This is a genomic window from Sporosarcina sp. FSL K6-3508, from assembly GCF_038615825.1.
GTDB lineage: Bacteria > Bacillota > Bacilli > Bacillales_A > Planococcaceae > Sporosarcina > Sporosarcina newyorkensis.
This window is the reverse complement of record NZ_CP152016.1, coordinates 2,800,916-2,816,003: the sequence shown is the minus strand read 5'-3', so window position 1 is coordinate 2,816,003 and position 15,088 is coordinate 2,800,916. Positions and strand designations below refer to the sequence as shown.

13 protein-coding genes are annotated in these 15,088 nt (G+C 41.2%); 10 read left to right on the top strand and 3 right to left on the bottom strand.

What is annotated here, in order from left to right:
- Window positions 1-104 precede the first annotated feature (104 nt).
- Both MKX97_RS14060 and MKX97_RS14055 read left to right on the top strand, forming a co-directional pair.
- Entirely contained in the window at window positions 105-593 is a 489-nt protein-coding gene (locus tag MKX97_RS14060; protein WP_221837040.1) for a general stress protein, read from the top strand.
- A 239-nt stretch (window positions 594-832) separates the two neighbouring features.
- Complete coding sequence (locus MKX97_RS14055) at window positions 833-1,393, top strand: hypothetical protein (RefSeq protein ID WP_078818423.1); 561 nt, start codon at window positions 833-835, stop codon at window positions 1,391-1,393.
- A 27-nt stretch (window positions 1,394-1,420) separates the two neighbouring features.
- Here the strand turns inward: MKX97_RS14055 and MKX97_RS14050 are convergent, their stop codons facing one another.
- Window positions 1,421-2,170: an HAD-IIB family hydrolase gene (locus MKX97_RS14050; protein WP_342536252.1), complete on the bottom strand. Its 750-nt coding sequence runs from the start codon at window positions 2,168-2,170 to the stop codon at window positions 1,421-1,423.
- The gene (locus MKX97_RS14045; protein WP_221837045.1) at window positions 2,139-3,356 is read right to left on the bottom strand and encodes a glycosyltransferase; all 1,218 of its coding nucleotides are present in this window, start codon (window positions 3,354-3,356) and stop codon (window positions 2,139-2,141) included. The genes MKX97_RS14050 and MKX97_RS14045 overlap by 32 nt, the downstream gene beginning before the upstream one ends.
- Before the next feature lie 146 nt (window positions 3,357-3,502).
- On the opposite strand from MKX97_RS14045, the gene MKX97_RS14040 reads away from it, so the two are divergent.
- The 3 genes from MKX97_RS14040 to MKX97_RS14030 all read left to right on the top strand — a co-directional run bounded on the left by MKX97_RS14040 (window position 3,503) and on the right by MKX97_RS14030 (window position 7,229).
- Entirely contained in the window at window positions 3,503-4,783 is a 1,281-nt protein-coding gene (locus MKX97_RS14040; protein WP_342536250.1) for a CDP-glycerol glycerophosphotransferase family protein, read from the top strand.
- Window positions 4,784-5,036: 253 nt separating this feature from the next.
- Window positions 5,037-6,395: a sodium-dependent transporter gene (locus MKX97_RS14035; RefSeq protein WP_078818419.1), complete on the top strand. Its 1,359-nt coding sequence runs from the start codon at window positions 5,037-5,039 to the stop codon at window positions 6,393-6,395.
- A gap of 174 nt (window positions 6,396-6,569) precedes the next feature.
- Complete coding sequence (locus MKX97_RS14030) at window positions 6,570-7,229, top strand: 3D domain-containing protein (protein WP_245799535.1); 660 nt, start codon at window positions 6,570-6,572, stop codon at window positions 7,227-7,229.
- Window positions 7,230-7,319: 90 nt separating this feature from the next.
- On the opposite strand, the gene MKX97_RS14025 is transcribed toward MKX97_RS14030, so the two are convergent.
- Window positions 7,320-7,946: a superoxide dismutase gene (locus MKX97_RS14025; protein ID WP_078818418.1), complete on the bottom strand. Its 627-nt coding sequence runs from the start codon at window positions 7,944-7,946 to the stop codon at window positions 7,320-7,322.
- A gap of 253 nt (window positions 7,947-8,199) precedes the next feature.
- Here MKX97_RS14025 and MKX97_RS14020 point away from each other — a divergent pair, with 253 nt between their 5' ends.
- The 5 genes from MKX97_RS14020 to MKX97_RS14000 all read left to right on the top strand — a co-directional run bounded on the left by MKX97_RS14020 (window position 8,200) and on the right by MKX97_RS14000 (window position 15,073).
- Window positions 8,200-10,137, top strand: a complete 1,938-nt coding sequence (locus MKX97_RS14020; RefSeq protein WP_342536249.1) for an alkaline phosphatase family protein — start codon at window positions 8,200-8,202, stop codon at window positions 10,135-10,137.
- A 204-nt stretch (window positions 10,138-10,341) separates the two neighbouring features.
- Window positions 10,342-11,367 carry an ABC transporter ATP-binding protein gene (locus tag MKX97_RS14015; protein ID WP_078818416.1) on the top strand — a complete coding sequence of 342 codons (1,026 nt, stop codon included), beginning with the start codon at window positions 10,342-10,344 and terminating at the stop codon, window positions 11,365-11,367.
- Complete coding sequence (locus MKX97_RS14010) at window positions 11,342-12,361, top strand: dipeptide ABC transporter ATP-binding protein (RefSeq protein ID WP_221837058.1); 1,020 nt, start codon at window positions 11,342-11,344, stop codon at window positions 12,359-12,361. The genes MKX97_RS14015 and MKX97_RS14010 overlap by 26 nt, the downstream gene beginning before the upstream one ends.
- Window positions 12,358-13,980, top strand: a complete 1,623-nt coding sequence (locus MKX97_RS14005; RefSeq protein WP_342536248.1) for an ABC transporter substrate-binding protein — start codon at window positions 12,358-12,360, stop codon at window positions 13,978-13,980. Before MKX97_RS14010 ends, MKX97_RS14005 begins: the two co-directional genes overlap by 4 nt.
- A gap of 88 nt (window positions 13,981-14,068) precedes the next feature.
- Complete coding sequence (locus MKX97_RS14000; RefSeq protein WP_078818413.1) at window positions 14,069-15,073, top strand: ABC transporter permease; 1,005 nt, start codon at window positions 14,069-14,071, stop codon at window positions 15,071-15,073.
- The last annotated feature ends 15 nt before the right edge of the window (window positions 15,074-15,088 follow it).

The window sequence follows — 15,088 nt, the reverse complement described above, 5'->3', positions numbered from 1 at the left end:
AGTAAATACGTATTTTTTTGTTTAGAAACTGGCGAACTGGGAATATAACTACTAAGCTTGTCGACGAGCTAAAAATTTTAAAAAATCGCTAGGAGGAAGTACTAATGGCTAACCGAAACAATCGCGACAATAACAACAAAGACAACAACAACAAAATGACTCTTGAAGAAGCGGGACGTAAAGGTGGAGAAGCTACCTCTAAAAATCATGACCGCGAATTCTACGAGGAAATCGGACGTAAAGGCGGAGAGGCAACAGCCGAGAATCATGACCGCGAATTTTATGAAGAAATTGGCCGTAAAGGTGGAGAAGCCACAGCCGAAAACCACGACCGTGAATTCTATGAAGAGATCGGCCGTAAAGGCGGAGAGGCACGTGCCGAACAGAGTAACAACAGTAATAACAACGGCAAAATGAGCCAAGAAGAAGCTGGCCGCAAAGGCGGAGAAGCGCGTTCAAAGAATCGAAGTAACAACAACAACGATGACAACGATAATGACAACAATGGCAAGATGAGCCGTGAAGAAGCTGGCCGTAAAGGCGGAGAAGCTCGTGCCAGACAGCGTAAAAATAATAACAGCGACGAGAAATAAGTTAAATTTTTCTCAACCTAATAATCTAACAAATAGGGTATTCTAGAATCGATTGAAACGATTCTAGAATACCCTTTTTTGTTGTCGGATAATGTAGAGCAACTTCTACTTGTGTCAATTTTACTACTATAAGTAAAAAAATATTGATTAATATCTTTTGGGGGTATATACTACTAGTATTATAGCGTTGTTGTTATATTGATAAAGTAAAAAGACAGATAAAAAAGGGAAGAACGAGAATGAACAATCAACTAGTGTCTGATCAATTGTATCAGTTGGTTTTTGCTGTTATGAAGAAAGTTCAAATGGATGTTCCAATTCGTGAAGTTCATGATGGTGTAAATATGAGTTATAACTTTATTGGCAAATATATAGGGTATGATACGAAGCGATTGGCAACAGCACATCAGGAGATGGCACCGTTTTGCACGATTGAAACATATGTGCAGACAATCACTTTGCATGAGCTTGGTCATGTGATGGATCAAGAGGCATTAGAGGCATCGTTAACAAAAACATTAGAATTTTTTACGATGAGGAAAAGTTTTACGATGAATCAAATATTTAAAGATCTTGACCTCCTTGGAATGCTCATAGAAGAAGATCTAATGAATAAGGTGTTCGAAGAAACGGCTTGGAAAAATGCAGCTCGTTTGAATGAGCAGTATGGCTTGATCGAAACTGAATGTTTTGAACAAATACGTAAAAATAGTCTCGCTACGTATGAAATGGTTTACGAAGAGGACTTATATTATTATGAAGAACTTAAACGGCAGGCGAACATCGAGCTGGCGTGTTAAATATAAAAAACCAATTGGTCAGTTTAGTTAACCAATTGGTTTTTTTATGCCTGAAAAATCATAAAAATAATCCCAAGCTTCTTGGATACCACCTGCAAAATTTGTGGTTGCCCGGTAAATTAATGGGTGTGTGGGGAGTTCATCCAATTCCTGCTGTGCATTTCCTACAATTACAGCTGGATAAGGTAATGAAAGCATTTGTGCATCGTTTCCTGAGTCTCCGGCTAACAAGACGTTAACATCTTGAGCCGCATATTGACGCAGCGCATAATCCACTGCAGCTCCTTTGCCGCTTCGTTCAGGTAACAGATCCACGTCCCGGTCGGAACTGAAGACGAAATGGTGTGGAATACCTTCGCTCTTTAGTCCCGTTTCAAAGAGATGGACAGACTCGGCATGTTCCGGCTCTACTGTAAACGAAATTCGTTTCGTATGGGGCAAGTCTTGCCGATGCAGAAAAGGAAATCTGCTGGCTACACGAAGAATACTTGAAGGTTGCCAGTTTTCATTTACCCAGTCATGCCACTTCGAATCTTCTTCCAGAGTAGTTGCCTCATAGATGGACGTGCCTACATCGGTGATCCACAAATCAGGTAGAGGAAGCTGTTCCTCCTCCATCAATTGTAAAGCAGAATCCAAATGTCTTCCTGTTACATAGATGAGTGCTGGTTCTACCTTAGACTCCTCATGAAATTCAAATAAAGCTGTGAGTGCTGCCGGATCACCTGCCAACGTGTTATCCAAATCAGTCGCCAGCAAGTACGATTTTTTCTTCATAATACGCTCCTTTGTATAAATTGGCCATTTTATAAGCCAGTACTGACCAGTTAAACTCTTGCTGTGCATATACGGCTGCACGTTGTCCAAGAGCTTTGGCATATGAAGGGTTGTGCAGAAGAATAGTCATTGCTTCTGCCAATTGTGCGGGGTTCTTATGTTTGACATGCAAGCCGGTTAACTCATGCTTCACTACATCTTGTAATCCGCCCACTTTTGAGGCAATTACCGGACTGCCGCATGCCTGAGCCTCGGCTGCTACCATTCCAAACGATTCGTAATAAGAGGGAACAATCGTTGCAACCGCATTGTTGAATAATTTAGCCAACTGTTGTTGACTTTGAGGACCGATAAATTTTACTCGATGTTCAATACCTTTGAGGGCCGTCCGCAATTTCTCGCTTCGAGGCAGTTGATTTAGAGGGTCCACGCTATCTTGACTCCCTCCAGCGATAAGCAGATTAGGGTGTGAAGACAAACGTTCTTTGCGAATTAGCAGTTTAAAAGCGTTTAGTAATGTATAGATACCTTTCGTTGTTTGCAGTCTGCCTGCAAAAGCAAAGTATGGCTGGACTTTCGGAATCCGTTGGGAAGGCTTGAATGCTTTGTCAACTCCGATTGAAATCACATGTGTAGTTGCAGGCTTGTCCACAAATTGCTGAATCAATTCCTTCTCTGTTTTCGATGTGGCAACTATATGGTCAGCGGTACTAAGTATCATTTTTTCTGTTAGTAACCGAAGTGCTTCCGAATTGCCCGTAGCTTTCTTCTTTGCAATGCCGAGCGAATGATTCGTATGAACCCAGGGTAGTTGATAATCCTCTTTAATAAAGGAACCGACTAAACCGGAAAGCCAATAATGTGTATGGATTAAATCGTAGGAGTATAAAGGAACTGAAGCAGCGAGCTCCCTATAAAAATCAGGCATTAGTTGAAATAGCTTGCTCTTTGGAACATATTTCTGCTCTCCCGCTGCAATTCGTATAACACGACATGCTTCACCGAAATGTTCTATTTGGGGAGTTGAAAGACTATTCCAATGTGTAGCAACATCAACGGAGTATCCTTCTTTTTCTAGTGCAAGTGCGAGCTGTTTGACGTAATTATTTTGCCCGCCTGCTTGTTCACTACCCAATGGCTCAAGGGGATCGCCGTGATCTGAGATGAATAATATTTTTCTTTTCAAGTCTTTTTCTCCTCTCTTATCTTGTATTCTTTAAATTTTTAAGTAGCTGTGCCTATCTTGTTATTCCCTGAACATGGTAAGTGAAACATGAACTGTTTAAATTTATCGAAAAAGGGTAAAGAAGAAGGAATAAAGGAGGCGATAGAATGAGGCTGAAAGACCACAATATAATTCTTGCATGTTGGTGTACTATTAAGATATGGATCGCCTATTTACTAGTAAAAATATTTTATAGAAATGACAGGGAAACCATTGTGTTGGTTGGAGGGAATTTAGGAGAAAAGTATGAAGATAACGCCGCTGTCTTCCATCAATATTTAGTGAATAATTATACAGAACAAATGAAAATATACTGGATGTATGATCCGAAATTCGACTACATAAATCAGCATGCGATTCCACACGCAGTCCCACTTGGCAGCTTTCGGAATTATTTATTGTTTTTCAGAGCAAGCTATACCGTCCATGGTCATTCAATTATTTATGACCTCGCGCCATTTATGGACCGTTATATTTTCCTTAACAAGAAGGCAGAGATGCTTCATATTAGCCACGGAATTGAATGTTTTAAAAAGATTTTAATCCAGAAAGAAGATGTTCCTTTACTGAAGAGATGCAATTATTTTAACTGTGCATCTAATTATGAGTATGAAATTAAACGGAATGAATGGAAGATGCCTGAGGAAAAGCTGATTATTACAGGGATGGCTCGTTTTGATCGTTTGCCTCCGAATGAACCTCCTGTGCATATGAAACGATTGATGTTGATGCTCACCTGGAGAGAATGGCTGTTTGATTTATCGGAAAAAGAATTTCAAGAGAGTGAGTATTTTCAAGCTACGGTCGGACTTCTGAAAAGTGAAAAATTGCAGTCCTTGCTTACTGATCATCAATTGGAATTGCGTGTTATTCTGCATCCATTCATGAAAAAATATGAAGACCAATTTCGGATGGATGGATATATGAATTGGCGTATGTCTTTTTTTAGTTTCGGAGAAATTTTGGTCATGGAAGAGTTAAATGAAGCGGATATGCTTATAACGGACTATTCCAGCATTTCATGGGATTTCCTGTATATGAATAAACCGATTATTTTCTATACCTTTGATCAAAAGGAATTTTTGTCTAATCGTGGTTCGTATTTGAATTTAGATAAGGATTTATATGGCTATAAGGCGAACACGCAGAATGAAGTTTTATCTTACTTATCACATGTTCTAAATGATAAAAAATATGATAATCCATATTTCGACAAGGCTGCGAACTATATTGATTTCTTCGATCAGCAAAACTGTGAACGCTTGGCGACTGAGTTATTCAGCAAGCACTATGTAACTAAACGGACGGGTTTTAAAGACAAACATGCCTTACCAGACGATTTTCCCCTTGTTTCCAATGAAGCAGTACAGTATAACTGTAATAAGTAGAAATCAATTACGCCTCGGCGTAATTGAGTCCGGATTTTGAATTGTGCTGGCACAATTAACTCCATACAAAATCTGTGACACCCACCGGAGGCTTAGGTCAACAGGATGTTGATCATGCAGGCGTTGTCACAGGATGTGGCGATCTTAGCCTGCGTACTTCTCTTGTTCAGCAGGCGCTTGAATACCCACTGAACAAGATATCACACACCACCTCTAAAGGTGGGAGTCTTCTGCTGAATAAAGATAAAGGGAAATGGGTGAGGCAGTGGATCAGCGTAAAGAACAATGGTCATCAAAACTTGGATTTATCATGTCGTCGGCCGGTGCGGCGATTGGCCTGGGGGCTATTTGGAAGTTCCCGTATGTAACAGGGATGAGCGGCGGAGGAGCATTCTTCTTGTTGTTTGTGGTGTTCACTATCTTGATTGGATTGCCGATGCTGATTTCAGAATTCATTATTGGACGAGGTTCCGGGAAAGAAGCGATCAGTGCCTACAAACAGCTGGCTCCTGCGAGTGCTTGGCCATGGATTGGCCGGTTGGGAGTCGCAGGTTGTTTTCTCTTGCTATCTTTTTATAGTGTTGTAGGTGGATGGGTATTCGTCTACAGCGGGTTATCGGTTACAGGCAAGATCATCAGCGAAGGGGCCTCCTACTCAGAGCAGTTTGGTTCAATTGTCGGTTCGCCAATCACTACATTAATCGGACTGTTGCTGTTTACGATTGTCAATGTATGGGTGGTTTCTTCTGGCATCCAGAACGGTATCGAAAAGGCGAATAAATATATGATGCCGTTGCTTTTTATCTTCTTTATTATTCTAGTTGTGCGTTCACTGACGTTGAACGGAGCAATGGAAGGTGTTTCATTTTTCCTGAAGCCTGACTTTTCGAGTATTACTAGGGAGTCGGTGCTATACGCTCTCGGACAATCATTTTTCTCTCTAGCCGTCGGTTTTTCATGTATGGTCACGTATAGTTCATACTTGAAAAAAGATGTCAGTTTGACGTCTTCTGCAACCTCTGTTGTAGGGATGAATATATTCGTTTCTCTGTTGGCTGGTTTGGCTATTTTCCCGGCAGTATTTGCATTTGGACAAGAGCCTGCAGCTGGTCCTGAATTATTATTCATAGTACTGCCGGCAGTCTTTTCTCAACTGCCGCTAGGGCAAGTGTTCTTGGCATTATTCTTGATTCTGTTTTTATTTGCAACATTGACTTCATCGTTTAGTTTATATGAAATCATTGTGGCAGCAATGACAGCGAGCGGAAAACGTTCGCGAAAGATGGTTACATGGCTGATAGGTATTGTGGTGTTTGTGGCTGCAATTCCATCTGCACTTTCGTCGAGTACTTTGTCAGGTGTCCTTCTGTTCGATAAAAGTATATTCGATGCGACGGATTTCTTGGTCAGTAATATTTTGTTGCCTTCAGGCAGTCTGTTAATTGCGATCTTCATAATACGCCGAATGGATCAAGTGTTAGTGCGCGAGGAATTTACGCTGATGAGCCAGAAATCTCAAGGCTATTATCCTTTATGGAATTTTCTGATGAAATGGATTGTCCCTTTAACGATTGTCGTTGTATTCTTGAATACCTTGGGAATAGTGAGATAGAAGAATAAGTTCTGAAATGTAAACAAGTGATGAAAACCAATTGGTTTTCATCACTTGTTTTTTGATTCGAGAATAATAAAATCTTTACAAGTGTAGTATATTCCGTCTTTTCGTATGAGAAGTAAATAGTTTGGTAAGACTGTGGGGAAATCTTAGAACGAAAGAGGGAGTAGCATGTTGAGGTTAACTATAAGTGTATTGGCAGTTATGATTTTATTTTTAAGCCCTGTAAATGTTCAGGCTGTGGAGCTTGGGATTGCGCCGGATGGAGAGCTATTGAAAGTAAGTCTTTTAGAAAAACAGAATAGTCCTGAAAAGACAGAAAGGTATACAGTAAAGAGTGGCGACACTTTATATCGGATCGCCTTTAATCAAGGTCTTTCGGTAGAAACATTGAAGTTATGGAATGGGATGACAACGGATAGTATTCATCCGGGCGATGAACTGATAGTAGTCTCGAATCCTAATAAACTTTCAGTGATAGATCAAGTAAAACAGAAGGAAACTGAGCCTGTACAGTCTGTCGCAGCAGAACAAGCGACGCCTAAAGAACTGACGATGACCGCTACAGCTTATACAGCTTATTGCGAAGGCTGTTCGGGCACGACGTATACTGGGCAAAATTTGCGGACCAATCCCGACCAAAAAGTGATCGCAGTGGATCCAGAAGTGGTTCCTATCGGTTCAAAAGTTTGGGTGGAGAATTACGGTGAAGCGATTGCGGGAGATATAGGAGGAGCAATTAAAGGCAATAAAATAGACGTATTCATTCCATCTTATGATCGTGCAATGGAATGGGGCGTGAAACAAGTTAAGATACGGATTTTGGATTGACGAAAAAAGGGGCTGCCCGATCTGTATTTCTGCAGATCAAGCAGCCCTAAACTGGAGTGTAGGGTAAAACTAGAAATAAAGAAAAGGAATTTAATTTGCCGCTGTTTTGCTTGCTTGCAGGAAACGTTCATTTACAACGTCCCAGTCAACCGTGTGCCACCAATTTTGAATAAATTCGGGACGACGATTCTGATATGCAAGATAATAGGCATGTTCCCATACATCGATCACGAGTAGCGGTGTTTTTCCATCTTTCAAAGGCGTATCTTGGTTTGGTGTGCTCATAATGGATAACTTGCCTTGATCCAATACGAGCCATCCATATCCACTGCCGAATCGCTGGATGGCCGCTTTGGACAGTAAGTCTTGAAAGTTATCGAACGTCTGAAAGTACTTTTCAATTTCTCGCTTAATGTCCGCTGTCGGTTCACCTTTACTTTTCGGGGTCATGGATTCCCAGAATAAGCTATGGCAATAATGTCCGCCGCCGTTATTTTGAACAGCTGTCCGAATGTCAACTGGAACCTGATCAAGATCAGTCAATAAGGATTCAAGAGATTTAGACTGAAGCTCTGTATGGTTTTCCAATGTAGCATTCAGGTTGTTGACATACGTTTGGTGGTGTTTGCCATGATGGATTTCCAATGTGCGGGCATCGATGTAGGGTTCAAGACCGTCAACTGCGTACGGCAAATCAGGAAGAATAAATGGCTTCAAATTTTCACCTCCAAAGAAACGATTTAGAAAGTTAAAAGTTGCCCTAAGGAAATAAAGTTTCCTTAGGGCAACTTTAATATAAAATCTAAAAGATAGCAAGACTTTTCATAGGCTGTCTCATAAATGAATCGAAAGAACTGGTAATTGTTTAATCTGAATTTAGATGAATTCAGTTACATTAGTTGAATATCCTTGTTAGCAAGTTTACCTTTTTTCTCGCAGGGAATAGTTTTATAAAGCGAGGGATATCTTAATGAACAAACGAATGATCTTCTATTTAACTGTAATATTAATTAGTTTGAGCCCTCTTGCTAACCAGTCTGCTGCTGCAAATAAAACGAGTGGAACAATAAGTGTGGTCTCATTTGATGGAATGGGTTATATGGATACACAGCGTTATAAGGAGAAAGGATTTATGCCGAATCTTGAGAAGTTCGAACAGGAAGCAGCCTTTGCAACAGATTTCGTCACAGTTATGCCTTCGTTAACGGCTCCCTCTCATGCAACTCTGGCTACAGGAGCTAGTCCGTCAAAGACAGGTATAGTTAGTAATCAATTTCATTCTACAGGTGAACAAGTGAAAGATGACCAGAGTGGATTCTCCCAAACTTTAGGTGTGACACCTGTTTGGAAAGAAGCTAGAAAACAAGGGGATGTTACAGCGACGGTAGCTTTTCCGGATTCAAATCCTGATAACGCTTCAGCGGCCACATATGCTGTTTATTCGGATGGTACGTTGGCGAAATCCAAATTGCATGATTTGGAATTTGCTCCGATTGATGATGGCCGGATAGATCAATTACCTACTGACGATTCCGCCGTTCAGGAAGCAGTAATTTCACTGGATATTAAGGATTTTCCGGCACAGCAGTTGTTTGTGTTAGCGGTGTCTAAAAATAAAGGGAAAGAACCATTGATATATTTATCGACGGATCAAAAAAAGATAGGAAAACAAGTTTTTTTAAAGGACTGGATAGCTGTTCCATTGAATCTCCCTTCGGTGGATAGTGCCGGATTCTATGTGAAATTTAAAGGGAATTCCCAAAAAATAGATGAACTGCAACTCTTCCAAGGAACCGTCATGGGAGGTATTTATAGAGGTCCAGAACAATTTGGGAATGAACTAGCTTCCGAATTCGGTTTCTATCCAGCGGCGGATGAAATCGACGCATTTGAAAGAGGAGATATTTCAAGGGAAGAATATGAACAGGCGGGGGAACGATTTATAGACTGGGTGACAGATGTCAGCTTGTATATAAAAGAACGATATGAACCTGACTTGTTATTTTATTATTATCCCCATGTAGATAACGAATTGCATAACTTTTTGCTGAGAGAACCTGCGCAGCCGGGCTATACAATAGAGAATGTTCAGGAAAAAGAAGCATATGTCAGTTGGGCGTTTCAACAGGCAGATCTAACTATTGGACGTATCACGGATGACCTCAATGACAATGATCATTTATTGCTTGTTTCCGACCATGGTTTGGAACCGATTCACACTAGACTTTCACCAAACAAAGAACTTGAAAAAGCCGGGTTGCTAGCAACAGATAAGAATGGAAAAATCATTACTTCCAAAACAAAAGCCTATGCGGAAGCAAGCGGTACAATTGCCCATGTCTATGTGAATTTGAAAGGACGAGAGAAAAAGGGAATCGTGGAGCCTGAGGAATTTGAAAATGTAAAGCGAGAGGCAATGAAAGTATTTCAAAATAGGGAAATGTTCTCTTCCTCCATCGCTAAACCTTCACCAGAAGGCGCACCAGTTTTCCAATGGTTAACTGGTCGAACTACATTTAACTACACTTATCCAACTTCGTCCATATTATCTAAGCAAGACTCGTCCAATTTGAATCCGTATGAAAAAGTGTGGGTAGAAGGGATGCCGGACTATGATGAAGTGAACAACGAAAATAGCGGAGATATCCTGCTATCTGCTGCCCCTGGATTTTTAATGGGGAAAGATGCAAAAACTGCAATTGAACCGACAAAGGAATTGGGAAGTCATGGTGGAAATCCCGAAAGAAAAAGCTTACGTCCTATACTTTACGCATTTGGTCCCATGATTGAATCTGGCGAAATGACAGAAAGGATTTCCATGACAGATATTGCACCAAGTCTATATGAATTATTAGGTTTGCAAACACCTGAATTTGTAGAAGGTAAACCAATTTGGAGTTTAGAATAATTATTCAATTAATAGAATATATATAAGTATTAGAAATCAATACTTTTATGAAACGCACAGGTAGAACGTTTACCTGTGCGTTTCATATATTTACATAACTTTTTAAGAAATAATATTTTTCAAAAAAGCATCTTGTGTTTAATTAGAAAAAAAGTATAATAGTGATTAATGAATCATTTCAGAAAAAAGAAAAAAGGTGAGCAAATGAGAGAAAGGCAGAAACTACTAGAAGTAAAAGATTTGCAGACGACCTTTTTCACAGATTCTGGGGAAATTCCAGCTGTAGATCATGTGGACTTTTATGTAAGAGAAGGTGAAGTCTTAGGAATCGTCGGGGAGTCTGGTTGTGGAAAGAGTGTAACATCTCTATCAATCATGCAGTTAGTACCGAATCCGCCGGGGAAGATTACCGGGGGAGAAATACTGTTTGAAAATCAGGATCTTTTGAAAAAGACGGAGAAAGAAATGAGAGAAATTCGTGGAAATGATGTCGCAATGATCTTCCAAGAACCGATGACTTCCTTGAATCCGCTCTTTACGATTGGTAATCAGATGGCTGAGGCTATTTCCCTGCACAAAAAGAACTGGTCGAAAAAGCAAATTAAAGATCGAGCGATTGAGATGCTGCGGCTAGTTGGATTACCGCGTGCGGAAGAATTAATGAAAGAGTATCCACACCAGTTATCGGGCGGTATGCGGCAACGTGTGATGATTGCGATGGCGCTCGTATGCGATCCGAAAGTTTTGATTGCGGATGAGCCGACAACTGCATTAGACGTAACCATTCAGGCGCAGATTTTGAAATTGATGCGTGAACTGAATGAGCGGATGAATACAGCTATCCTATTAATCACGCATGATTTAGGAGTAGTGGCGGAAACATGCGAACGGGTAGTTGTCATGTATGCAGGACAAGTCATAGAGGAAGCTCCGACACAGGAGATTTTCGAAAATCCTTGTCATCCATATACGCGCGGTTTAATACAATCTGTACCGGATATGCGGGATAAAAAGGAACGTCTATATTCGATACCTGGCAATGTTCCGAAGCCGGGCTCCATCAAGAAAGGCTGCAGGTTTGCAGCTAGATGTGAAAGCGCTTTCTCAAGATGTTGGGAAGAAACACCGGAACTATATAGAAACTCCGATGTTCACCAGACTAGATGCTTTTTATACGATGAACAAGAAGGAGTGACTAATCGAGATGAGCAAGCCACTGCTAAAAGTTGAGGGGTTGAAAAAGTACTTCCCCATACGTAAAGGCCTGATCGGCAAGACGGTCGGTCACGTCAAAGCAATTGATGATATTTCATTTTACGTCAATGAAGGCGAAACGCTCGGGATTGTTGGAGAGAGCGGTTGTGGAAAGTCGACAACAGGCCGAACGATTATGCGTTTATTGGAACCTACGGAAGGCGTTGTAGAGTTTGAAGGAAGAGACTTGAACTCGATGTCAGCGAATGAAGTAAGGAAAGTCCGGCGCGATATCCAAATGGTTTTCCAAGATCCCTATGCTTCCTTGAATCCTCGCCATACAATCGGAAAAATTTTAGAAGAACCTCTCATTGTTCATGGAGTCAGCAATGCAAAAGAACGACGTGAAAAAGTAGTTGAGTTTTTGAAGATTGTCGGACTCAGCGAGTATCATGCTAAGCGTTATCCCCATCAGTTCAGTGGTGGACAACGGCAGCGGATCGGGATTGCCAGAGCGTTGATGACCAATCCCAAATTAATTATCGCAGACGAACCTGTTTCTGCACTTGATGTATCGATACAGGCGCAAGTCTTAAATTTAATGCAAGATCTGCAAAAGGAATTTAACTTGACGTATATTTTTATTGCGCATGACCTGGGGGTAGTACGTCATATAAGCAATCGCGTTGCAGTAATGTATTTAGGGAAAATTGTGGAGATCACGGAAAGCGAAGAGTTGTATGCAAATCCTCTTCATCCATATACACAGGCATTGTTGTCTGCTGTACCGGTACCGGACCCAAATTATAAAAAAGAACAGATCATTATAGAAGGGGATATGCCAAGCCCGGCGAATCCTCCAAGCGGCTGTGCCTTTCATACGCGCTGTCCATTCAAAATGGATGTATGCACGAAAATAACACCAGTTTTAGCTGAGGAAAGTACCGGTCATTCTGTTGCCTGCCATCTTTATACGCAGGAAGGCAACGATGATATAGATAGAAAAAAACAACTGGAGGGATCTGTATGAGGAAAGGGAAACTGTGGTCGTTCGCTTTGATCATGCTTCTCGTTCTGTCAACTGCATTAGCAGCTTGTTCAGGCGGAGATGACAAAGAGGGCAGCAGCGATAAAGACGCTGCGGATACAGGTGGAAATGAAAACAAGACATTAGTGTTCGGACGTGGTGGAGATTCAACGTCTCTAGACCCGTCACGTGTAACAGAAGGGGAAACATTTAAAGTTACAGTGAATCTATTTGAAACATTATTGAATTTCGGTGAACAAGATACAACGGTTCAACCAGGTCTTGCAAAAGAATGGGAACCAAGCGAGGATGGTCTGACGTACACGTTCCAATTGGAAGAAGGGGTTAAATTCCATGATGGAACAGATTTAAATGCAGAGGCAGTCGTCAAAAACTTCGAACGTTGGGCAAACGGTGATGCGGATACATTCCCATACTATAACTCTATGTTCGGTGGATTCAAAGATGATGAAAATCATATAATCGAATCGGTAACAGCGGATGGAGATCATACGGTTGTTATTAAATTGAAACGTCCACAAGCACCATTCTTAAAAAATATCGCAATGAGCATGTTCGCGATCTCGAGCCCTACTGCATTTGAAAAGGGTGATGATGAGTACGAGCGTAATCCTGTTGGGACAGGCCCGTTTAAATTTGTAGAGTGGAAACCAAATGAAACGATTACAATTGAGAAGAATGAAGACTATTGGCAAGACGGACTTCCAAAATTGGATAAAGTAATTTTTAAATCCATTCCGGATAACTCTGCTCGTTTGAATTCATTATTATCTGGTGAAATTGACTTGGCAGACGGTATTAACCCGGCAGATGGCGCGAAAATTGAAGACAATGACAAGCTGCAGTTATTTGAGCGTCCTTCCATGAACGTCGGATACTTAGGATTAACAGTAACTCGTGAGCCGTTTGACAAGAAGGAAGTACGCCAGGCATTAAACTATGCAATTGATAAACAAACGATTATCGATTCATTCTTCGAGGGGCGTGCTGAAATTGCGAATAACCCAATGCCGCCATCCATTTCAGGTTATAACGAAGACATCAAAGCATATCCATACGACCCTGAAAAAGCAAAGGAACTATTGAAACAAGCAGGCCTTGAAGATGGATTTGAAATGGAACTATGGGCAATGCCAGTTCCGCGTCCTTACATGCCAGATGGAACGAAAGTAGCAGAAGTTATCCAGAGCAACTTGGCTGATGTTGGTATCAAAGCGAAAATTGTTTCCTATGAATGGGCAACATACCTGGAGAAGGCTGAAAAAGGGGACGCAGATGCCTTCATGCTCGGTTGGACAGGAGATAATGGAGACGCTGACAACTTCTTATATGTTCTTTTAGACGAGGATAATATCGGCAGTAACAACTATACGTATTTCAAAAATGATGAAACACACAAACTATTCTTAGAAGCGCAAACAGAAGTAGATGAAGACAAACGGAACGAACTCTATAAGCAAGCACAGGAAATTCTTCATGAAGAAGCTCCTTGGGTACCGCTTGCGCATTCCATTCCATTGTTAGGCGGAGTGCAAGAGTTAACTGGTTTTGTTCCGCATCCTACTGGCTCTGATTTATTATCTAACGTGGAATTTAAATAAGTAAGAAAGTATGAATAAAGAAGAGGGAGAAGCTCATATTCTCCCTTTCTTTGATTCATGGATATGATAAGCCGGAGGAGTGAAAGAGTTGTTCAATTACACGATTAAAAGGCTTTTACAGCTAATTCCTGTCCTGCTTGGTATGACATTTATAGTCTTTATGTTGATTCGTGCAATTCCTGGTAATCCAGCACAAGTTATTTTGGGACAGCAAGCGACAAAAGAAGCTGTAGAAGCATTGACTGTCAAACTAGGACTCGATCAGCCTTGGTATACTCAATACTTTAGTTATCTAGGCGGTATATTAAAAGGTGACTTGGGAGAATCGATGCGTACGCGTCTACCGGTTGCAGATGAAATCTGGCCCTATTTAGCGGCTACTTTGGAATTGGCACTATTCGCTATTATTATTGCTGTCATTGTAGGTGTCAACGCGGGAATCATCTCTGCGTGGTTCCAAAATTCCTGGTTTGACTACTCAGCGATGATATTAGCTTTAGTAGGAGTCTCCATGCCTATTTTCTGGTTAGGCTTAATGGGACAGTGGGCTTTTGCTATCGAGTTTCAATGGTTACCGACTACAGGCCGTGAAAACGTCCGGGATCCGGTTACAGCCATAACGCATTTATACATAATTGACACGCTCATACAAGGCAGGTTCGATCAGCTATGGGAAGTTCTGCGGCATTTGATCTTGCCTGGGTTAGCGCTTGCGACAATCCCGATGGCGATCATTGCGAGAATGACCCGTTCGAGTATGTTGGAAGTCATGCGTTCTGATTATATACGTACTGCGCGAGCGAAAGGGCAAAAAATGTTCTGGGTCGTTTACAAGCATGCTTTGAAAAATGCGATTATCCCTGTTTTGACAGTCATAGGTCTGCAAATGGGCCTGCTTCTAGGCGGTGCTATTTTAACAGAAACCATTTTCGCATGGCCGGGCATTGGACGTTATATTTATGACGCGATCAATTTTAGAGATTATCCAGTCATACAGTCTGGTATCCTGATCGTTGCATTTATCTTTGTCATGATTAATCTAATCGTCGACTTGCTATATGGATTGATCGATCCGAGGATTAAGTATGATTGAGGAAGGAGGAACAGT

Bases quoted from the DNA above. Each gene is read 5' to 3' on its own strand.
- MKX97_RS14005 (WP_342536248.1), top strand. From the start codon at position 12,358: ATGAGGAAAGGGAAACTGTGGTCGTTCGCTTTGATCATGCTTCTCGTT.
- MKX97_RS14020 (WP_342536249.1), top strand. From the start codon at position 8,200: ATGAACAAACGAATGATCTTCTATTTAACTGTAATATTAATTAGTTTG.
- MKX97_RS14015 (WP_078818416.1), top strand. From the start codon at position 10,342: ATGAGAGAAAGGCAGAAACTACTAGAAGTAAAAGATTTGCAGACGACC.
- MKX97_RS14040 (WP_342536250.1), top strand. From the start codon at position 3,503: ATGAGGCTGAAAGACCACAATATAATTCTTGCATGTTGGTGTACTATT.
- MKX97_RS14010 (WP_221837058.1), top strand. From the start codon at position 11,342: ATGAGCAAGCCACTGCTAAAAGTTGAGGGGTTGAAAAAGTACTTCCCC.
- MKX97_RS14030 (WP_245799535.1), top strand. From the start codon at position 6,570: ATGTTGAGGTTAACTATAAGTGTATTGGCAGTTATGATTTTATTTTTA.
- MKX97_RS14050 (WP_342536252.1), bottom strand. From the start codon at position 2,170: ATGAAGAAAAAATCGTACTTGCTGGCGACTGATTTGGATAACACGTTG.
- MKX97_RS14055 (WP_078818423.1), top strand. From the start codon at position 833: ATGAACAATCAACTAGTGTCTGATCAATTGTATCAGTTGGTTTTTGCT.
- MKX97_RS14060 (WP_221837040.1), top strand. From the start codon at position 105: ATGGCTAACCGAAACAATCGCGACAATAACAACAAAGACAACAACAAC.
- MKX97_RS14035 (WP_078818419.1), top strand. From the start codon at position 5,037: ATGGGTGAGGCAGTGGATCAGCGTAAAGAACAATGGTCATCAAAACTT.